14 protein-coding genes are annotated in these 15,251 nt (G+C 70.2%); 7 read left to right on the forward strand and 7 right to left on the reverse strand.

Annotated elements, in window-relative coordinates; genetic code table 11:
• Positions 1-30: 30 nt before the first annotated feature.
• Positions 31-1,065: a LacI family DNA-binding transcriptional regulator gene (locus tag ITJ62_RS12885; RefSeq protein WP_194602775.1), complete on the reverse strand. Its 1,035-nt coding sequence runs from the start codon at positions 1,063-1,065 to the stop codon at positions 31-33.
• 140 nt (positions 1,066-1,205) lie between these two features.
• Positions 1,206-2,135 (reverse strand): aldo/keto reductase family oxidoreductase, encoded by a 930-nt coding sequence (locus ITJ62_RS12890; protein ID WP_194602777.1) that lies wholly within the window; start codon positions 2,133-2,135, stop codon positions 1,206-1,208.
• A gap of 48 nt (positions 2,136-2,183) precedes the next feature.
• Here ITJ62_RS12890 and ITJ62_RS12895 point away from each other — a divergent pair, with 48 nt between their 5' ends.
• On the forward strand, positions 2,184-2,612 hold the full coding sequence (locus tag ITJ62_RS12895; protein ID WP_194602781.1) for a PLD nuclease N-terminal domain-containing protein: 429 nt from the start codon (positions 2,184-2,186) through the stop codon (positions 2,610-2,612).
• A 90-nt stretch (positions 2,613-2,702) separates the two neighbouring features.
• Here the strand turns inward: ITJ62_RS12895 and rhaS are convergent, their stop codons facing one another.
• From rhaS to ITJ62_RS12915, 4 genes are all read right to left on the reverse strand, one after another.
• Positions 2,703-3,764, reverse strand: coding sequence for a rhamnose ABC transporter substrate-binding protein (gene rhaS, locus ITJ62_RS12900; RefSeq protein WP_085514253.1), 1,062 nt, complete (start codon positions 3,762-3,764; stop codon positions 2,703-2,705).
• Between the two features lie 70 nt (positions 3,765-3,834).
• Positions 3,835-4,935, reverse strand: a complete 1,101-nt coding sequence (locus ITJ62_RS12905) for an ABC transporter permease (protein WP_194602784.1) — start codon at positions 4,933-4,935, stop codon at positions 3,835-3,837.
• The gene (locus tag ITJ62_RS12910; RefSeq protein ID WP_079706409.1) at positions 4,928-5,980 is read right to left on the reverse strand and encodes an ABC transporter permease; all 1,053 of its coding nucleotides are present in this window, start codon (positions 5,978-5,980) and stop codon (positions 4,928-4,930) included. The genes ITJ62_RS12905 and ITJ62_RS12910 overlap by 8 nt, the downstream gene beginning before the upstream one ends.
• Positions 5,977-7,530 carry a sugar ABC transporter ATP-binding protein gene (locus ITJ62_RS12915; protein WP_194602787.1) on the reverse strand — a complete coding sequence of 518 codons (1,554 nt, stop codon included), beginning with the start codon at positions 7,528-7,530 and terminating at the stop codon, positions 5,977-5,979. Before ITJ62_RS12915 ends, ITJ62_RS12910 begins: the two co-directional genes overlap by 4 nt.
• Positions 7,531-7,727: 197 nt before the next feature.
• Here ITJ62_RS12915 and ITJ62_RS19345 point away from each other — a divergent pair, with 197 nt between their 5' ends.
• The 5 genes from ITJ62_RS19345 (at position 7,728) to ITJ62_RS12940 (ending at position 13,780) form a co-directional block, all read left to right on the forward strand.
• Entirely contained in the window at positions 7,728-8,432 is a 705-nt protein-coding gene (locus ITJ62_RS19345; protein ID WP_194602790.1) for a response regulator transcription factor, read from the forward strand.
• A 4-nt stretch (positions 8,433-8,436) separates the two neighbouring features.
• The gene (locus ITJ62_RS12925) at positions 8,437-9,873 is read left to right on the forward strand and encodes a HAMP domain-containing sensor histidine kinase (RefSeq protein ID WP_194602794.1); all 1,437 of its coding nucleotides are present in this window, start codon (positions 8,437-8,439) and stop codon (positions 9,871-9,873) included.
• A 188-nt stretch (positions 9,874-10,061) separates the two neighbouring features.
• Positions 10,062-11,093, forward strand: a complete 1,032-nt coding sequence (locus ITJ62_RS12930) for a LacI family DNA-binding transcriptional regulator (RefSeq protein WP_194602797.1) — start codon at positions 10,062-10,064, stop codon at positions 11,091-11,093.
• Between the two features lie 210 nt (positions 11,094-11,303).
• Positions 11,304-12,233 carry a C40 family peptidase gene (locus ITJ62_RS12935; RefSeq protein WP_194602800.1) on the forward strand — a complete coding sequence of 310 codons (930 nt, stop codon included), beginning with the start codon at positions 11,304-11,306 and terminating at the stop codon, positions 12,231-12,233.
• Positions 12,234-12,367: 134 nt separating this feature from the next.
• Positions 12,368-13,780 carry a carboxylesterase family protein gene (locus ITJ62_RS12940; protein ID WP_194602803.1) on the forward strand — a complete coding sequence of 471 codons (1,413 nt, stop codon included), beginning with the start codon at positions 12,368-12,370 and terminating at the stop codon, positions 13,778-13,780.
• 20 nt (positions 13,781-13,800) lie between these two features.
• Here ITJ62_RS12940 and ITJ62_RS12945 read toward each other — a convergent pair whose 3' ends face one another.
• A complete protein-coding gene (locus ITJ62_RS12945) occupies positions 13,801-14,361 on the reverse strand; it encodes a TetR/AcrR family transcriptional regulator (protein WP_194602806.1) in 561 nt (186 codons plus the stop codon).
• Positions 14,362-14,405: 44 nt separating this feature from the next.
• Between ITJ62_RS12945 and ITJ62_RS12950 the strand changes: the two genes are divergently transcribed.
• Complete coding sequence (locus ITJ62_RS12950; RefSeq protein WP_194602809.1) at positions 14,406-14,762, forward strand: DUF952 domain-containing protein; 357 nt, start codon at positions 14,406-14,408, stop codon at positions 14,760-14,762.
• Positions 14,763-15,251 lie beyond the last annotated feature (489 nt).

Here is a 15,251-nt window from a genome sequence, read left to right on the forward strand (position 1 = left end):
CATCATCGCCGCGTCCAGCCTCGCCGCTGCTCAGGCAGGCAGGGGAGCGGACTCGCGGACGACGAGATGCGGCTCGAGCGTCCGGGTGACGTGCTCGTGCGCCGCGCGGTCGGCGCCCAGCTCGGCCAGGAGGATCTCGACGGCCACGCGCCCGAGTTCGTCCTTCGGCTGCTCGACCGTGGTGAGCGGCACCCGCCCGTCGGCTGCAAGCGCGAGATCGCCGTAGCCGACCACCGACACCTCGTCGGGCACCGCGAGGCCGCCGTCGTCCAACCCCCTGATGACGCCGAGCGCGAGTTGGTCGTTCGTGCAGAACACGCCGGTCGGACGCGGTGTCTCTGCCGCGATCCGACGGCCCGCGATGCGCCCCGAGTCGACGGTCATCTCGTCCACGGTGACCTCGCGGAGGTCGTCGGGGTCGAGACCGGCCGCGATGAACGCGTTCCGGGCGCCCTCGCGTCGATCGGCGCACTGCGGGATCGCCAGGTCGCCGTTCACGAGCACGATCGACCCGTCGGACGCCGGGGTGGGACTGGCGAGCAGGTGGGCGACCGCCAGCTCCCCGCCGTGCACGTCGTCGATCGCGACGGAGCAGCCGGTGCCCTCGGGGGCGGTGCGGTCCATGAGCACGAGGCGGCTACCGACCCGTCGTAGCTGGGCCAGTCGGGAGGCGTCGGCCGTCAGCGGAGCGACGAGTGCGCCGGCAGCCCGGTGCTCGGCGAGCATCTCGAAGTGCCGGAGTTCGAGGTCGGGGTCGTCGTGGCTCACGCAGAGCGCGACCGTGTAGCCGTGTTCGGCCGCGGCCTCGGTGACCCCGCGGGCGATCGCCGAGTAGAACGGGTTCGCGATGTCGGGGATGACGAGGCCGATGAGCCGGTTCGTGCCCTGCCGCAGGGTGGCTGCGGCACGGTTGGGGACGAAGTCGAGTTCCTCGATCGCGGCGAGGACGCGCTCGCGGGTGGCAGGGGCGACGATCTCGGGGCGGTTGAGCGTGTTGGAGACGGTCGCGTTCGAGACGTCGGCGAGTCTGGCGACGGCGGCGAACCCGATGTCGTGCTTCGCCATGCTGCCCTCCGCTTCCTCTCCGAGCGTACCCGTCCCCAACTCAGGACGGCCGCGGCGTGTCGGCCGCGTCAGCCGGTCGGCCGGCGCGACACGCGGCTCGTGTCCTGAGTTGGGGACAGCGGGTATGGCGGAGGCGACCGCTACGGGAGGGTGTGGCCCGCGGCGGTGAAGAGGCGGTACCACTCCTCGCGCGACAGCTTCACGTCGGAACCTGCGGCCGCTTCCTGGACGCGCGACGGCTTGGTGGTGCCGAGCACGACCTGGATGTTCGCGGGGTGCCGGGTGATCCACGCGGTCGCGATGCCGGACGGCGTCACGCCGTGTGCGGCAGCGAGCTCGTCGAGCACGTCGTTCAGCTCCGCGTAGTGCTCGCGGTCGCCGATGAAGACGCCCGTGAAGAAGCCGGCCTGGAACGGCGACCACGCCTGCAGGGTCATGCCGGTCAGGCGGCTGTAGTCGAGCATGCCGTTGTCGCGGTCGATCGACTGGTCGAGGCCGGCCATGTTCGCGGCGACGCCCGACGCGATGATCGGGGCGTGGGTGATGCTCAGCTGCACCTGGTTGACGATGAGCGGCTGCTCGACGGAGCCCTTCAGCAGCTCGACCTGCGCCGGCGTGTGGTTCGAGACGCCGAAGTTACGGACCTTGCCCGAGGCCTGCAGGGCGTCGAACGCCGACGCGACCTCTTCCGGCTCGACGAGGCTGTCGGGACGGTGCAGGAGCAGGAGGTCGAGGTAGTCCGTCTTGAGGGCGGCGAGCGACTCGTCGACGGTGCGGAGGATGTGCTCCTCCGAGAAGTCGAAGAAGCCTTTGCGGATGCCGACCTTCGACTGGATGAGCACCTGCTCGCGCTCGGCGGCGGTGAGGGTGACGGCGTCGCCGAAGCGACGCTCGCACCCGTGACGCTCCGAGCCGTAGATGTCGGCGTGGTCGAACACGGTGACGCCGGCGTCGCGTGCGGTGTGGAAGAGGGTGCGGATGGCCTCGTCGTCGAGGGCCTCGATCCGCATGAGGCCGAGGACGATGCTGGACGCGGTCAGGTCGGTCTGGGGCAGGGGGATGGTCTTCATCCGACCATCCTGGCCGAACCCACCGGTGGTCTGCCTAGGATTGACGACATGTTCGTGTTGTCGTTGCTGCTCATCGTCCTCACGATCATCGCGCTCATCGACGTGGTGGGTCAGCCCGAGCCCGTCGTGCGCAACCTGCCCAAGATCGTGTGGGTGCTGCTCATCGTCTTCATCCCGCTCATCGGCGTCGCCCTGTGGTTCCTGCTCGGCAAGGACTGGTCGACGAGCCGGATCAAGCTCCCCGAACGCCGGGGCCGGAAGCAGTCGCGGACGTCCGGCTCGTGGGGCCCGGGTCGCGGTCCCTCGACGACCGCGACGCCCTCGCCGTCGCAGCCCGACCGCGCCGTCAGCAGCACGGAGGAGCAGCTTGCCGCCCTCGAGCGCGAGATCCAGGCCGCCGAGGACGCCGAGCGCATCCGCAAGCTCGAGCTGGAGATGAAGCGCGACGATCCCGACGCCGACGACAAACTGCCCTGACTCAGGAGTCCGTCGGCGCGTCGACCGGGTGTGGTCGCGGCATGCCGAGGAGTTCCTGAGACAGGGCAGTCGGGTGTGACCGGGTGACTCCTAGAAGTCGTACTTGTCGATGTTCGACGCGTCGAAGGTGGTCGGCGGGCCGACGATGACGGTGCCGTCGGCGCCGACCTCGCGCTCACCGAGGTCGCCGGCCTCGAAGGTGTCGCCCTCCTTGCCGGTGATCGTGCCCTCGGCGAGTGCCTTGCCGGCGAACGCGGCAACGTAGCCGAGCTGAGCCGGGTCCCACAGCGCGAACGCGGTGACGGTGCCGTCCTTCACGAACGGACGCATCTCGTTCGGGAGGCCGAGGCCGGTCAGCGCGACCTTGCCCTTGTACTCCGAGGTGGAGAGGTAGCGGGCGGTCGCGGCGATGCCGACCGTCGTGGGCGAGATGATGCCCTTGAGGTTCGGGTGCGCCTGGAGCAGACCCTGGGCCTCCTGGAACGACTTCGTGTCGTCGTCGTCGCCGTAGACCTTGGCGACGAGCTTGATGTCCTTGTAGTCCGGGTTGGAGGCGAGCTCCTCCTCCATGTACTTGATCCACTCGTTCTGGTTCGTCGCGTTGGCCGTGGCCGAGAGGATCGCGATCTCGCCCGAGCCACCGATCTGCTCCGAGATGAGCTTCGTCTGGATCAGGGCGACGTCCTTGGCGACGACCTGGGAGATGAAGACGTCGCGGCAGTCCTTGCTGGTGTCGGAGTCGAACGCGACGATCTTCGCGCCGCCGTCACGGGCCTCCTTGAGGGCGGGGCAGACGGCGTCGGGGTCGTTCGCCGCGATGACGATGACGTTCGTGCCGGCCTGGGTCTCGGCGTTGATGAACGACACCTGGCTGGACGCGCTCGCCTCGAGCGGGCCGACGACCTCGGTGGCACTGAAGCCGGCCGCCTTCGCGCCGTCCTTGCCGCCGCCGAGCACGACGTCCGTGTACGGGTTGTTGAGCTGCTTGGGGATGAAGGTGATGCTCTCCGCGGCACCGCCGCCACCACCTGATCCCGCGGAGTCGCCGGTGGCGCACCCGGTCGCGATGAGTGCGAGGGAGGCTGCTGCGGCGATGAGGGCCGCTGCGCGACGGGCCGAACGGCCTGCTGCGCGGTTTCGAATCGACTGCATTGTCTGTTCCTTTCTGGATACGCCTGGTGCTGTGGCGTGGGGTGCCCCGAGGGCTGCGCCGATCGGGAGATCAGTGCTGGGGCAGGCTGCGTCGGATCCGTCGGTGGTGGTTCCACTGCTTGACGGATTCGAAGATACTGGGGCCGACCACCGAGGCGATCAGCAGGGTCCCGGTCACGATGATGAGGACGACGTCGGAGACGCGGCCGAGCCGGAGCGCGTAGTTGATGGTGCCGATGAGCAGCACACCCGCGAAGACGCCCGGGATGGACCCCTTGCCGCCGAAGATCGAGACGCCGCCGAGGAGCACGGCCGCGATGACGGCGAGTTCGAGCCCGGAGGCGTTGTCGCTGCGGGCGCTCGAGTAGCGGAGCGTCCAGAACACCCCCGCGAGGGCGGAGACGCCGCCGGTCGCGACGTAGAGCCAGAACTTCGAGCGGGCGACCTTGATGCCGACGAAGCTCGCGGCCTCCGTGCTGTACCCGAGCGCGTAGAGCCCGCGGCCGAAGGGGGTCAGGTGCAGGATGACGCCGAAGGCGAGCACGACGACGAGGACCCCGACCATGACCACGGGGATGCCGGTCGAGCCGATCTTCGACGTGAAGAACGCGGTGAGCTCGGGCGGGAAGTTCGCGACCGCGTTGTCGCCGATGACGACGAGCGCGAGGCCGCGGAACAGCGCGAGCGTGCCGATCGTCACCGCGAGCGACGGGAGTCCGACCACCGCGATGAGGAAGCCGTTGAACGCGCCGGCGACGACTCCGACGAGCAGCCCGATGAGGAGGACGACCCCGATGTCCATCCCGCCGCCGGCCCACAGCACACCGATGACGGCGCTCGTGAGGCCCGCGGTGCTCGCGACGGACAGGTCGATCTCGCCGGTGATGATGACGAGCGTCATCGGCATCGCGATGAGGAGGATCGGGATCACGTCGAGGAGGAGGAAGCCGACGGTGACGGGGGAGGCGAACCGCGGGATGAGCAGGCAGGCGCCGATGACGACGACGAGCAGCGCGTAGATCATGATGGCGTCGCGACCGAGCAGGATGCGCGAGGCGCCGGTGCGGCCCTTCGGTTCGGCCACGAGCACGCCGGTGGTGTCGGTGCCGAGCGGGCCGGAGCCCTTGGTGAACGGAGCCTTCGGGGCTGCCGGGGTCTTCAGATCAGACATCGCGTGCCTCACTCATTCGCAGTTTCTTGGCCGTACGGAGGCTGGCGACGCGGTCGATGATGATCGCGGCCAGGATGAGGATGCCCACGATCGCCTGCTGCCAGAACTTGTCGACGCGCAGGGCGGTGAGGGCGCTCGTGATGGTGGTGAGGAGGATCGCGCCGATCGCTGCCCCGGCGACGGAGCCGCTGCCGCCGAAGATCGCGACACCACCGACGACGGCCGCTGCGACGACGTCGAGCTCCATGCCCGACCCGGTGGTCGCGCCGACCGAGTTGAAGCGCGAGGCGTAGAGCACGCCGGCGAGTCCGGCGAGCAGGCCGTTCGCCAGGAAGGCGAGGAAGACGCGGCGGCCGACCGGGATGCCGAACAGCTTCGCGGCGTCGGGGTCCGACCCGATCGCGTAGAGGTCGCGGCCGGAGCGTGCGCCGGCCATGTAGACGGCCACGACGACCACGACGAGGATCGCGATGAGGGTGATGACCGGGAAGCCGAGGACGGTGTCGACGGACAGGTTCCCGAACGCGTCGGGTCGGTCGTCCGCGAAGTACTGCGTGCCACCGGCCCACGCGTTGTTCAGGCCTCGGTAGATGTAGAGCGTGCCCAGGGTGATGACGAGGGCGGGCACCTTCGCGATCGTGACGAGCGCACCGTTGATCGCGCCGAGCACCGCACCGAGCAGCATGGCGATGGCGAACACCGCGATGATCGGCAGCTGCGGCATCGTCGCGAACATCGTGCCGGTCGCGAAGGCGACGAGCCCCAGGATCGAACCGACGGACAGGTCGACGTTGCGGGTGATGATGACGAGCGCCTGACCGACGGCGAGGATGATCATGATCGTCGCGTTGAGGAGGAGGTCCTTCACCCCCTGCGCCGACAGGAACAGCGGGTTCGCGAGGTAGGTCACGAGCACGAGGACGACGAGGGCGACGGTGACCGGGAGCTCCCGGAGTCGCACGATCGACGCGATCGGGTTCGTCGTGCGCTCGGTCGCGACGGTGACGGGGCCGCCGCCTCCCGGCTTCGTGGTGGTGTCGGTCATCGTGCGCCTTCCAGGGAACCGGTGGCCGCGTGCATCACGGTCTCCGGGGTCGCTTCTTCGCGGGTGAGCTCGGCGGTGATCCGGCCCTCGTGCATGACGAGGACGCGGTCGGCCATGCCGAGGACCTCGGGCAGTTCGGAGGAGATCATGAGGATGGCGATGCCGCGGCCGGCGAGTTCGGAGATGAGGCGGTGGACCTCGCTCTTCGTGCCGACGTCGATGCCGCGGGTGGGCTCGTCGACGATGAGGAAGGTCGGCTCGGTGGCGAGCCACTTCGCGAGGACGACCTTCTGCTGGTTGCCGCCGGAGAGGGTGGAGACCGCGTACTCCTGGGAGCCGGTCTTCACCTGGAGGCGGGCCGACCAGTCCTCGGCCGCCTCGCGTTCGCGGCGGCCGGAGATGATCCCGAACCGCGCGAGCCGGTGGCGGAGGGTGAGGGTCGCGTTGCGGGCGACCGACAGGTCCATCACGAGACCCTGCTTGCGGCGGTCCTCCGGGACGAACCCCATGCCGGCGTCGATCGCGGCCTGCGGGTCGCTGGCCTTGACCGGTTTGCCGTCGAGCGTGACGCGTCCGGTGTCGTAGGGGTCGATGCCGAAGACGGCGCGGGCGACCTCGGTGCGCCCGGCGCCGACGAGTCCAGCGAGGGCCACGATCTCACCCGAGCGCACCGTGAACGAGATGTCGGAGAAGACGCCGGCGCGCGACAGCCCGTCGACGGTGAGGACCGCGTCGCCGATCTCCGCGTCCTGCTTGGGGAAGAGGGCGGCGATGTCGCGACCGACCATCTGCCGGACGATCGCGTCGACCGTCGTCTCGCTCGTGACGTGCGTGGCGATGTAGCGGCCGTCGCGCATGACCGTGATGCGGTCGCACAGCGCGAAGACCTCCTCGAATCGGTGGGAGATGAACATGATGCCGGCGCCCGCGTCGCGCAGGGAGCGGGCGACCTGGAAGAGGCGGTCGACCTCGACGCCGGAGAGCGCGGCGGTCGGCTCGTCCATGATGAGGACCTTGGCGTCGAGCGAGATGGCCTTCGCGATCTCGATGATCTGCTGATCGGCGATCGAGAGGCCCTCGGCGACGCGGTCGGGGTCGATCTGGACGCCGAGGCGGTCGAACAGGGCGCGGGCGGCCTTCCGCATGGCGCCCGTGCTGATGAGTCCGAGGCCGTTCTTCGGCTGGCGGCCGATGAAGATGTTCTCGGCGACGGTGAGGTCGGGGAACAGGGTCGGCTCCTGGTAGATCACGGAGATGCCCGCGGCCTTGCTGTCGGCGACCCCGCGGAAGGCGACGGGCTTCCCGGCGAGGGTGAAGTCGCCGGCATCGGGGGTGTAGAGCCCGGCGAGGATCTTCACGAGCGTGGACTTCCCGGCGCCGTTCTCACCGACGAGCGCGTGGATCTCGCCGGCCTCGATCTGGATGGTGCCGTCGGCCAGGGCGACGACGGGGCCGAAGGTCTTGGCGGCTCCGATGAGGGAGAGCGCCGGCTGGGCGCTGCGCCCGGCGGGCTCGGTGCGCGTCGGCTGCGCTGGATGGTCGATCGTCATTGAGGGTCCGTTCCTCCACGGTGAGGGGCTCGCTCCCGACGGGATGTGAATCGATTCAGGGTCGGGAGCACCTGCACTGTATGGCCGCCGGATCACGGGCGGCAAGGCGAAGCGGTCGTTCCTGACAGGACCTTCAGAAACGGCGCCCCGGTCGGCTCGCCTAGGCTGTGGATGCTCGATGGCGAAGGAGGACGACCGTGCGGATCCTCGTCGTCGATGACGAACGCGAGATGGCTGGCCTCCTCTCCCGCGGTCTCGGGTCTGACGGCCACGACGTGACGACCGCGTTCGACGGCCCGACCGCGCTGGACCTCGCGCGGCAGGCGATCGCGCCGGCGTCCGGTGGCGACGCGGGCTTCCAGGTCGCGGTGGTCGACGTCATGCTCCCAGGGCTCTCCGGATTCGCCGTCTGCCGCGAGCTCAAAGGCCTCGACCCGACGCTCGCGGTGATCCTGCTCACGGCGCGCGACGCCGTGGACGACCGGGTCCGCGGGCTCGACGCCGGAGCCGACGACTACATGATCAAGCCGTTCGCCTTCGCCGAGCTCGCCGCCCGGATCCGCGCGGTCCGGCGGCGGGACGCGCTCACCGTGCAGCCCCGCTTGGACGTCGGTGGGCTGACGCTCGACCTGCACCGGCACCGCGCGCGCGTCGGTGACCACGACGTGCCGCTGAGCGGGACCGAGTTCGACGTCCTCCGGGTGCTCGCGACCGAGTCGGGCGCCGTCGTCTCCCGGGCGGCCATGCTGCGGGAGGTCTGGGAGACCTTCGACAACATCGACCCGAACGTCGTCGACCAGTACATCAGTCGTCTCCGTCGCAAACTCGACCTGGCCGAGGCGGGCGTCCGCATCGTGACGAGCCGCGGCGTGGGCTTCTCGCTCGTCGCCGCCGGGAGCTGAGGGCATGTCGTCGGACCGTCGCCGGTCGACGCGGCACCACGGCATCCGCACGCGGATCGCCGGGGGCAGTCTGCTCATCGCCGTCGTCGTGTCGCTCTTCGCCGGACTCGCGATCAACGCCCAGCTGGAGCGCATCGTCCGTGACGGCACCGTCCAGGCGCTCCGCAGTGACGGCGCGCAATACGTGTTCGCGCTGCAGGCGAGACCCGACGACCCGCTCCAGGGACCCGGCCTCGGCACCCGCATCGCGGTCATCGCCCCCGACGGCTCCATCCCGGTCTTCAGCCTGCCGACGACGCTCGCCGCGCAACTCCCGGCGCTCGCTGCGACGCGGGAGGTCACCACGGTCGACGCCGGTCCCGCCACCTACATCCTGTTGTCACAGCCCGTGACCGTCGGTGGCGACACCTGGTACGTCATCGCCGGACGCGACGAGGCCGAGGAGACGACCGTCCTCGTCCAGATGCGGCTCCTCCTCGTCGGGTCCTTCGCGCTGCTCGTCCTCGGCGTGGCGGCCGGCGGGTGGATCCTGACGACGGTGTCGCTCCGGCCCGTCACCCGGCTCCGGGTGAGTGCGCAGAGCCTCAGCGAACGGTCGACGGACGAGGTGCTGCCGGTCGGCCGCGCGGACGACGAGATCGCGCAGCTCGCGATCACCCTCAACGACCTCATCGAGCGGCTGCGGGCCTCGGCGGACCGCGAACGGCAGCTCGTGTCCGATGCGAGTCACGAGCTCCGCACGCCGCTCGCGATCCTCCGCACCCAGCTCGAACTCGCGCGCCTCGAGGACTCGTCGCGCGAGCAACTGCTCGCCGACATCGAGGGGGCGGAGCGCAGCGCGACGCGGTTGTCGGCGCTCGTCACCTCACTGCTCGAGCTGTCCCGCATCGAAGCGGCGACGCCGGAGGAGCGGACGACCGCGGCCACGCTGGAGGCCGACGTGCTCGAGGCGGTCGAGCGTGCGCGGTTCCGGGTCGCCTCGGACGACGCGCTGGCCGGGATCGAGGTCGAGTACGTGAGTGCGGTCGCCGGGAGCGGGCCGGGGGACGGCGCGGCGGTGTACGCCGTGCGCGCTGACGACGTCGGTCGGGTCGTCGACAACCTCGCGGGGAACGCGCTGCAGGCGTTCACCGAGCGCGGGGGTGCTCCGCGCCGGGTGTCGGTCATGCTCGACGACGACGGCGGCGGTCAGCTCACGCTGCGAGTGTCGGACAACGCCGGAGGGCTCGACCCGGCCTTCGAACCGCGGGCGCTCGAGCGGTTCAGCCGGTCGGACGCGACGCGGTCCTCCGGGCACGGTTCCGGTCTCGGGCTCGCGATCGTCGCCGCCATCGCGCGCAACGCGGGTGGGGCGATCGTGCTGCACAACCGTCCCGGCCACGGTCTCGAGGTCGTGGTCACCCTGCCCGCCGCGTCGGCCCTGCCGGTCGATCCCGCCTGATCGTCGCCCCGTTCTCAGGAGTCGCCCGGTGTGTCGGGGGCGGGCGGGGGCGCCGCGCCGGGGAACTCCTGAGTTGGGGACGGATACGACCGGGGCAGCCGGCTGCGCGGGCGCCGCGAGTCACCACATGCAACAATGAGCCAGCCCGTCCGGCATCGCCTGGCGGGACAGACAGGTGAAGGGGAGCCGTGAGCGCGAGCGTGAAGGACGTCGCGGCGAGAGCCGGCGTCTCGGTCGGGACCGTCTCCAACGTGCTGAACCGCCCCGAGAAGGTCTCGCCCGTCACGGTCGACCGCGTCCACGCGGCGATCGACGAGCTCGGCTTCGTCCGGAACGACGCGGCCCGCCAGCTCCGGGCCGGTCGCAGCCGCAGTGTCGGCCTCGTCGTACTCGACGTCGGCAACCCGTTCTTCACCGACGTCGCCCGCGGCGCCGAGGATCGAGCCGATGCGGAGGGGTGGTCGGTCCTGCTCGGCAACAGCGACGAAAGCGTCGACCGCGAGCGCGCCTACCTCGACCTCTTCGAGGAGCAGCGGGTCGCCGGCGTTCTCATCACCCCGCTCGGCGACGACCTCACCCGGCTCAGCCGACTGCGCGATCGTGGCACGCCCACGGTCCTCGTCGACCGGCAGACCGAGGACACGAGCTTCTCGTCTGTCGCCGTCGACGACGTCGCGGGTGGGCGACTCGCGGTCGAGCACCTCATCGGACTCGGTCGACGTCGCATCGCGGTCGTGGGTGGTCCGTCCTCGCTCCGGCAGGTCGTCGACCGGCTCGCCGGTGCGCGTCAGGCGGTCGATGCAGCCGCGGCCGGTGGTGCCGAGGTCACCCTCGAGGTCGTGGAGACCACCGCGTTGACGGTGCTGCAGGGCCGTTCCGCGGGCGAGACCATTCGGAACCGTCCTCGTGACGAGTGGCCCGACGCGGTGTTCGCGGCCAATGATCTCCTCGCGATGGGGGTCCTGCAGGCGTTCAGCATGCTCGGTTCGGTGCGCGTGCCGGACGACATCGCCCTGATCGGGTACGACGACATCGACTTCGCGTCGGCGGCGGTCGTCCCGCTGTCGTCGATCCGTCAGCCGAGCACACTCATCGGCCACACCGCCGTCGAGCTCCTGCTCCGCGAGGCGGACGCGGGCGCTCGACGCGTGCCCGAGCAGATCGTCTTCCAGCCGGAACTCGTCGTCCGGCAGTCGACGGTCGGCGTCGACCCGGCCTGAGTCTGGTGCTTCATCGGTCCTCCACAGGCCACGCCAAGCGGAGGATCCTCTCAGGGACGTCCACGTAGGGTGGCCGTTTCGCCTCCCTCGGATCGGGCAACCGGTCGACCGCGGTCATCGAGGGGCGGCTCTGCCGAGGCGATGCTGCACCCACCGAGCATGAACCGAGCGCGCCCCCGACGCGACCGAGACCCAGGACGGTACCCCCCCATGACCAGCACCACCCCTGCGCGCGCCCTCGAGCGCCGCGACCCGCACACTCCGGCCGTGGCCCTCACGACCCCCGCCCGGACCGGCGGCCGCCACGTGGCCCTCAGCCCGCGAGCCGCCCGTCGCGCGGCTCGACTCGAAGACGCCAGCTGGACCGCCTCCGCCGAGGAGGAGCGACGCCACGTCGACCTCGTGCCCACCAAGCGGCCCTCGGCCCCACGCGGCAAGAGCTCGTTCGCGAAGCGCGCCAAGCCGTTCGCCACGTTCGGCGTCATGACGCTCGCAACCGGGCTCTTCGTGTCGGTGTCACTGCCGGCGGCCGCTGCCGGCGTCGACGTCGATGCGGCGACCGGTGGAGCGATCCCGTCTGCGGCGACGATGCAGTCGGTGTCGTACTCCGTGCCGTCGACCGCAGCCGATGTGCCTTTCGTGCGCTACGGCTACGGCGCGACCAGCCAGGAGGAGGTCGACGCCGCCTCGGCTGCCGCTGCAGCTGCCGCAGCCGAGGCGGCCGCGAGTGCGTCCGCCGCCTCCTCGTCGTCCGCGTCGGCTTCGGCCGGACGCACCTATGCGGCTCCAGCCGTCGCCCGGTCCGGCGAGGCGATCCTCGCCTACGCGGCGCAGTTCGTCGGCGTCGTCCCCTACGGCAACGGCAACGACCCGTCCGACAGCTTCGCCTGCGACGGCTACGTGCAGTACGTCTTCGCGGCGTTCGGTGTGTCCCTGCCTCGCGGGGCCGGTGCGCAGGCCGCGTCTGGCGTGCAGATCTCGGCATCGGAGGCCGTCGCCGGTGACCTGCTCTACTGGCCGGAAGGTCACATCGCGATCTACGACGGCGCGGGCGGCATGTACGACTCTCCCGACTGGGGTCGCTACGTCCAACACCGTCTGTCGATCTGGGGCGACCCGGTCTACATCCGCATCCCGTAGACAGCCCCGTCGTCCACAACTCCTGCTCGACCGGTCGTCGGCCGGCAGCTCGGCCCGGTTCGCGCGGCCGTGTCTTCGGTGTGAGCCCGTCGGGCAGGAGTTGTGGACGGGCCTGTCGGAGATAGCGTGGACAGATGACCGAGTTGCACGCGAGCCCGACCTCCGACGCGCCAGGTACGGAGTCTTCTGCGACCCCGCCGCCGGCGGACGCACGTGCCTTCGAGACCTCCCTCGGGACGATCCTCGGTCGGGTCGACGGCGCGGTGGTGCGAGCTCGCGGCATCCCGTACGCCCGCGCGGGGCGCTTCGAGGTGCCGCAGCCGACGGGTCTTCCCGTCGGCGCCGACGGCGATCCGGTGCCGTTCCGGGCCTTCGAGCGGGCGCCGGCTTCACCGCAGCGTTCCTCCCGGGTGCTCGAGGCCGTCCTCGAGGGCGCTGGCGAGGGGATGGTCGACTCCGAGGACTGCCAGGCGCTCTCGATCACGCTCCCCGCGGACGTGCGCCCGGACGAGTCGCTGCCGGTGATGGTGTGGATCCACGGCGGGGCCTACGTCACGGGTGCCGGTGATCTCGACGTCTACGATCCGATCAGCCTGGTCGTCGAGCAGCGGGTCATCGTGGTGTCGGTGACGTACCGGCTCGGGATCCTCGGCTTCCTCGGTGACGGTGAGACGCTGCCGGCGAACCTCGGTCTGCTGGACCTCGTCCTCGCGCTCCGATGGGTCCACGAGCACATCGCTGCGTTCGGCGGCGACCCGGGGTCGGTCACGCTCTTCGGGCAGTCGGCGGGCGGCGATGCGATCGCGCACCTCATGATCAGCGACGGCACCGCGGGGCTCTTCCAGCGCGCCATCGTCCAGAGCGCGCCGCTCGGCATCAGCAGTGGCCGGGCGAAGATGGCGAGCGCGATGATGCGGGCGGCCGGCAGCCCGACGCGAGACACCCCGGTGGTCGAGTTGCTCGCGCTCGAAGAGCAGGTGGAGCGGGCGGCGCGACGGTTCGGACTGCGTGGTGGCATGGCGTTCGGCACCCAGTACGGTCACGCGCCGCTCCCGGCGGAGGCCGATCGCGACGCCGCCTGGCGGGAAGCGGCCTCGCGCATCGACGTCCTCATCGGCTCGACGACGGAGGAGACCCGGCTGTACGTGCCGCTCATCCCGGCCTTCGCCCGTATGACCTCGATGCCCCTCGTCGGTGATCCGATCCGGCGGGCGCTCGTCGGCGCGACCACGCACGTGACCTACACGCGCGACGCCCGGAAGTTCGTCGAGCGGCATCGGGCGTCGGGCGGTCGGGCCACGCGCTATGAGCTCAGTTGGGCGCCGCCCGGCAGCCCGTATGGCGCGTCGCACGTGACGGACCTGCCCCTCCTCCTCGGGACCGAACGGTCGTGGAGCCGGACGGCACTCATCGGCTCGGCGACGTGGGCCGAGGTCGACCGTCGTGGCCGCTTCCTGCGTCAGATGTGGGCCGACTTCGCGCGTGACGGCGTCCTGGCCGCGGACGCGACCGCGGGCCTGAGCGACGTGGTCACCCTCGATCGCTGAGCGTGGCGCTGGCCACCTGACTACTCGTCGACGACGAGCGCCAAGCACGCGCGGGCGTGCGCCCGTGCTTCGGCCGGCGTCGGCGCAGCGGACAAGCCGAGCAGCCTGCGTCGATGCGGTTCGCCGAGGAGCAGGGTGTAGAGCTGCTCGGCCCGCTCGCCGACGTGGCCGGAGAGGAACGCGATGGAGCGGGCCGGGCCGGCGGCGTAGAAGCCGGCGGCGACCTCGGGGAACCGAGGGGATTCCGCGATCACGAGTCGGTGCAGCGCGATCGAGACGTCCGAGTGCAGTGCGATCACGAGTCGTGTCGCCGCGTCCTCGAGGGGTTCGGCTTCGGAGCCTGGCTCGTCGGCCGCGAGAAGGTACCCGTGCTGCCGTTCGACCGCCGCCGTCAGCATGCCGGCGAGATCGCCGAACCAGGTGTAGATCGTCCGCTTCGTCACGCCCGCGTCGGCGGCGATCGCCTCGATCGTCGTCCCGCCGTACCCGTGCTCGGTGAATCGTCCGATGGCCGCATCGAGGATCGCGTCGCGGCGGAGCTCCCGTTCGGCGGCCGTCGGGCGACCTCGTCTCGTGTCCATGCCCTAATGATACGGTAGCGTCTCATTCAAGCGAAAGGGTGGAGATGACGAAGATCCTGCACGTGGCGATCGTCGACGACTGGGAGGCCAGCAGGCCGTTCGGCGAATATGAGGTGTCGACCAGGGCGGTGCCCTTCGTGGACGCCGGGTTCGTCCGCGCGACGACCTCCGACGGTCTGGCCGAGGTGCTCGACCGCGTCTACGGTTCGCTCCAGCTCCCACTGCTGCTCATCGTGCTGGACGCCGAGGAACTGCAGGCATCAGGTGCCGAGGTCACCTGGGAGCCCGCGCCGCGCGTCCTCGCCCCACTGCCCACCGCGGGCCCGGCTGTGATCGCAGAAATCCCGCTCGAACGCGATGCGACCGGCGCCTGGCAGGTGCCCTCGGCACTCCCGGCATAGACAGCGGACTAGCATCGGGGCATCTCGGGGGACTCTCGGACACTTTGACAGAGCTTCGGTAGAACGACGATGAACTTCAGGCATACCGTATGGCTGCGCTAGGGAGTGAGTACAAGACAGCTATGGAGTAGTGAGCGGAGCAGCGGAAGGAAATCGTGCTCGAGATCATCCTTGGTGTGGTCGTGGTCGTGGTCGTGGTCGTGGTCGTGGTCGGGGGGGGGGGGGGCTGGATGACTCTTCAGATCCTGCAAATCACGATTGCGATATCGCTCCCGTTCATTCGTTTCTCAGAGGGCCCCGACTGAAACAGCACAGTCGGCGCCTTCCTAGTTTCTGGCTTGGCGCGTTAGAGCGGACTGCACCCGACCAATCAGGAGGAAGCGATGACCAACAACACAGACGCCCGCTGCCGAGGACCGTATTGAGTGGGATCACCGAACGCTATGGAGCTTTGCAAGCTGACTTCGAGTGTTCCAACGGCCACAGTGA

Source organism: Plantibacter sp. VKM Ac-2876 (genome assembly GCF_015350715.1).
GTDB classification, from domain to species: Bacteria; Actinomycetota; Actinomycetes; order Actinomycetales; family Microbacteriaceae; genus Plantibacter; species Plantibacter auratus.

Coding starts and splice junctions, on each gene's coding strand:
- ITJ62_RS12950 (WP_194602809.1), top strand. CDS start 14,406: ATGACGAAGATCCTGCACGTGGCGATCGTCGACGACTGGGAGGCCAGC.
- ITJ62_RS12915 (WP_194602787.1), bottom strand. CDS start 7,530: ATGACGATCGACCATCCAGCGCAGCCGACGCGCACCGAGCCCGCCGGG.
- ITJ62_RS12945 (WP_194602806.1), bottom strand. CDS start 14,361: ATGGACACGAGACGAGGTCGCCCGACGGCCGCCGAACGGGAGCTCCGC.
- rhaS (WP_085514253.1), bottom strand. CDS start 3,764: ATGCAGTCGATTCGAAACCGCGCAGCAGGCCGTTCGGCCCGTCGCGCA.
- ITJ62_RS12935 (WP_194602800.1), top strand. CDS start 11,304: ATGACCAGCACCACCCCTGCGCGCGCCCTCGAGCGCCGCGACCCGCAC.
- ITJ62_RS12910 (WP_079706409.1), bottom strand. CDS start 5,980: ATGACCGACACCACCACGAAGCCGGGAGGCGGCGGCCCCGTCACCGTC.
- ITJ62_RS12940 (WP_194602803.1), top strand. CDS start 12,368: ATGACCGAGTTGCACGCGAGCCCGACCTCCGACGCGCCAGGTACGGAG.
- ITJ62_RS12925 (WP_194602794.1), top strand. CDS start 8,437: ATGTCGTCGGACCGTCGCCGGTCGACGCGGCACCACGGCATCCGCACG.
- ITJ62_RS12885 (WP_194602775.1), bottom strand. CDS start 1,065: ATGGCGAAGCACGACATCGGGTTCGCCGCCGTCGCCAGACTCGCCGAC.
- ITJ62_RS12905 (WP_194602784.1), bottom strand. CDS start 4,935: ATGTCTGATCTGAAGACCCCGGCAGCCCCGAAGGCTCCGTTCACCAAG.
- ITJ62_RS12890 (WP_194602777.1), bottom strand. CDS start 2,135: ATGAAGACCATCCCCCTGCCCCAGACCGACCTGACCGCGTCCAGCATC.
- ITJ62_RS12895 (WP_194602781.1), top strand. CDS start 2,184: ATGTTCGTGTTGTCGTTGCTGCTCATCGTCCTCACGATCATCGCGCTC.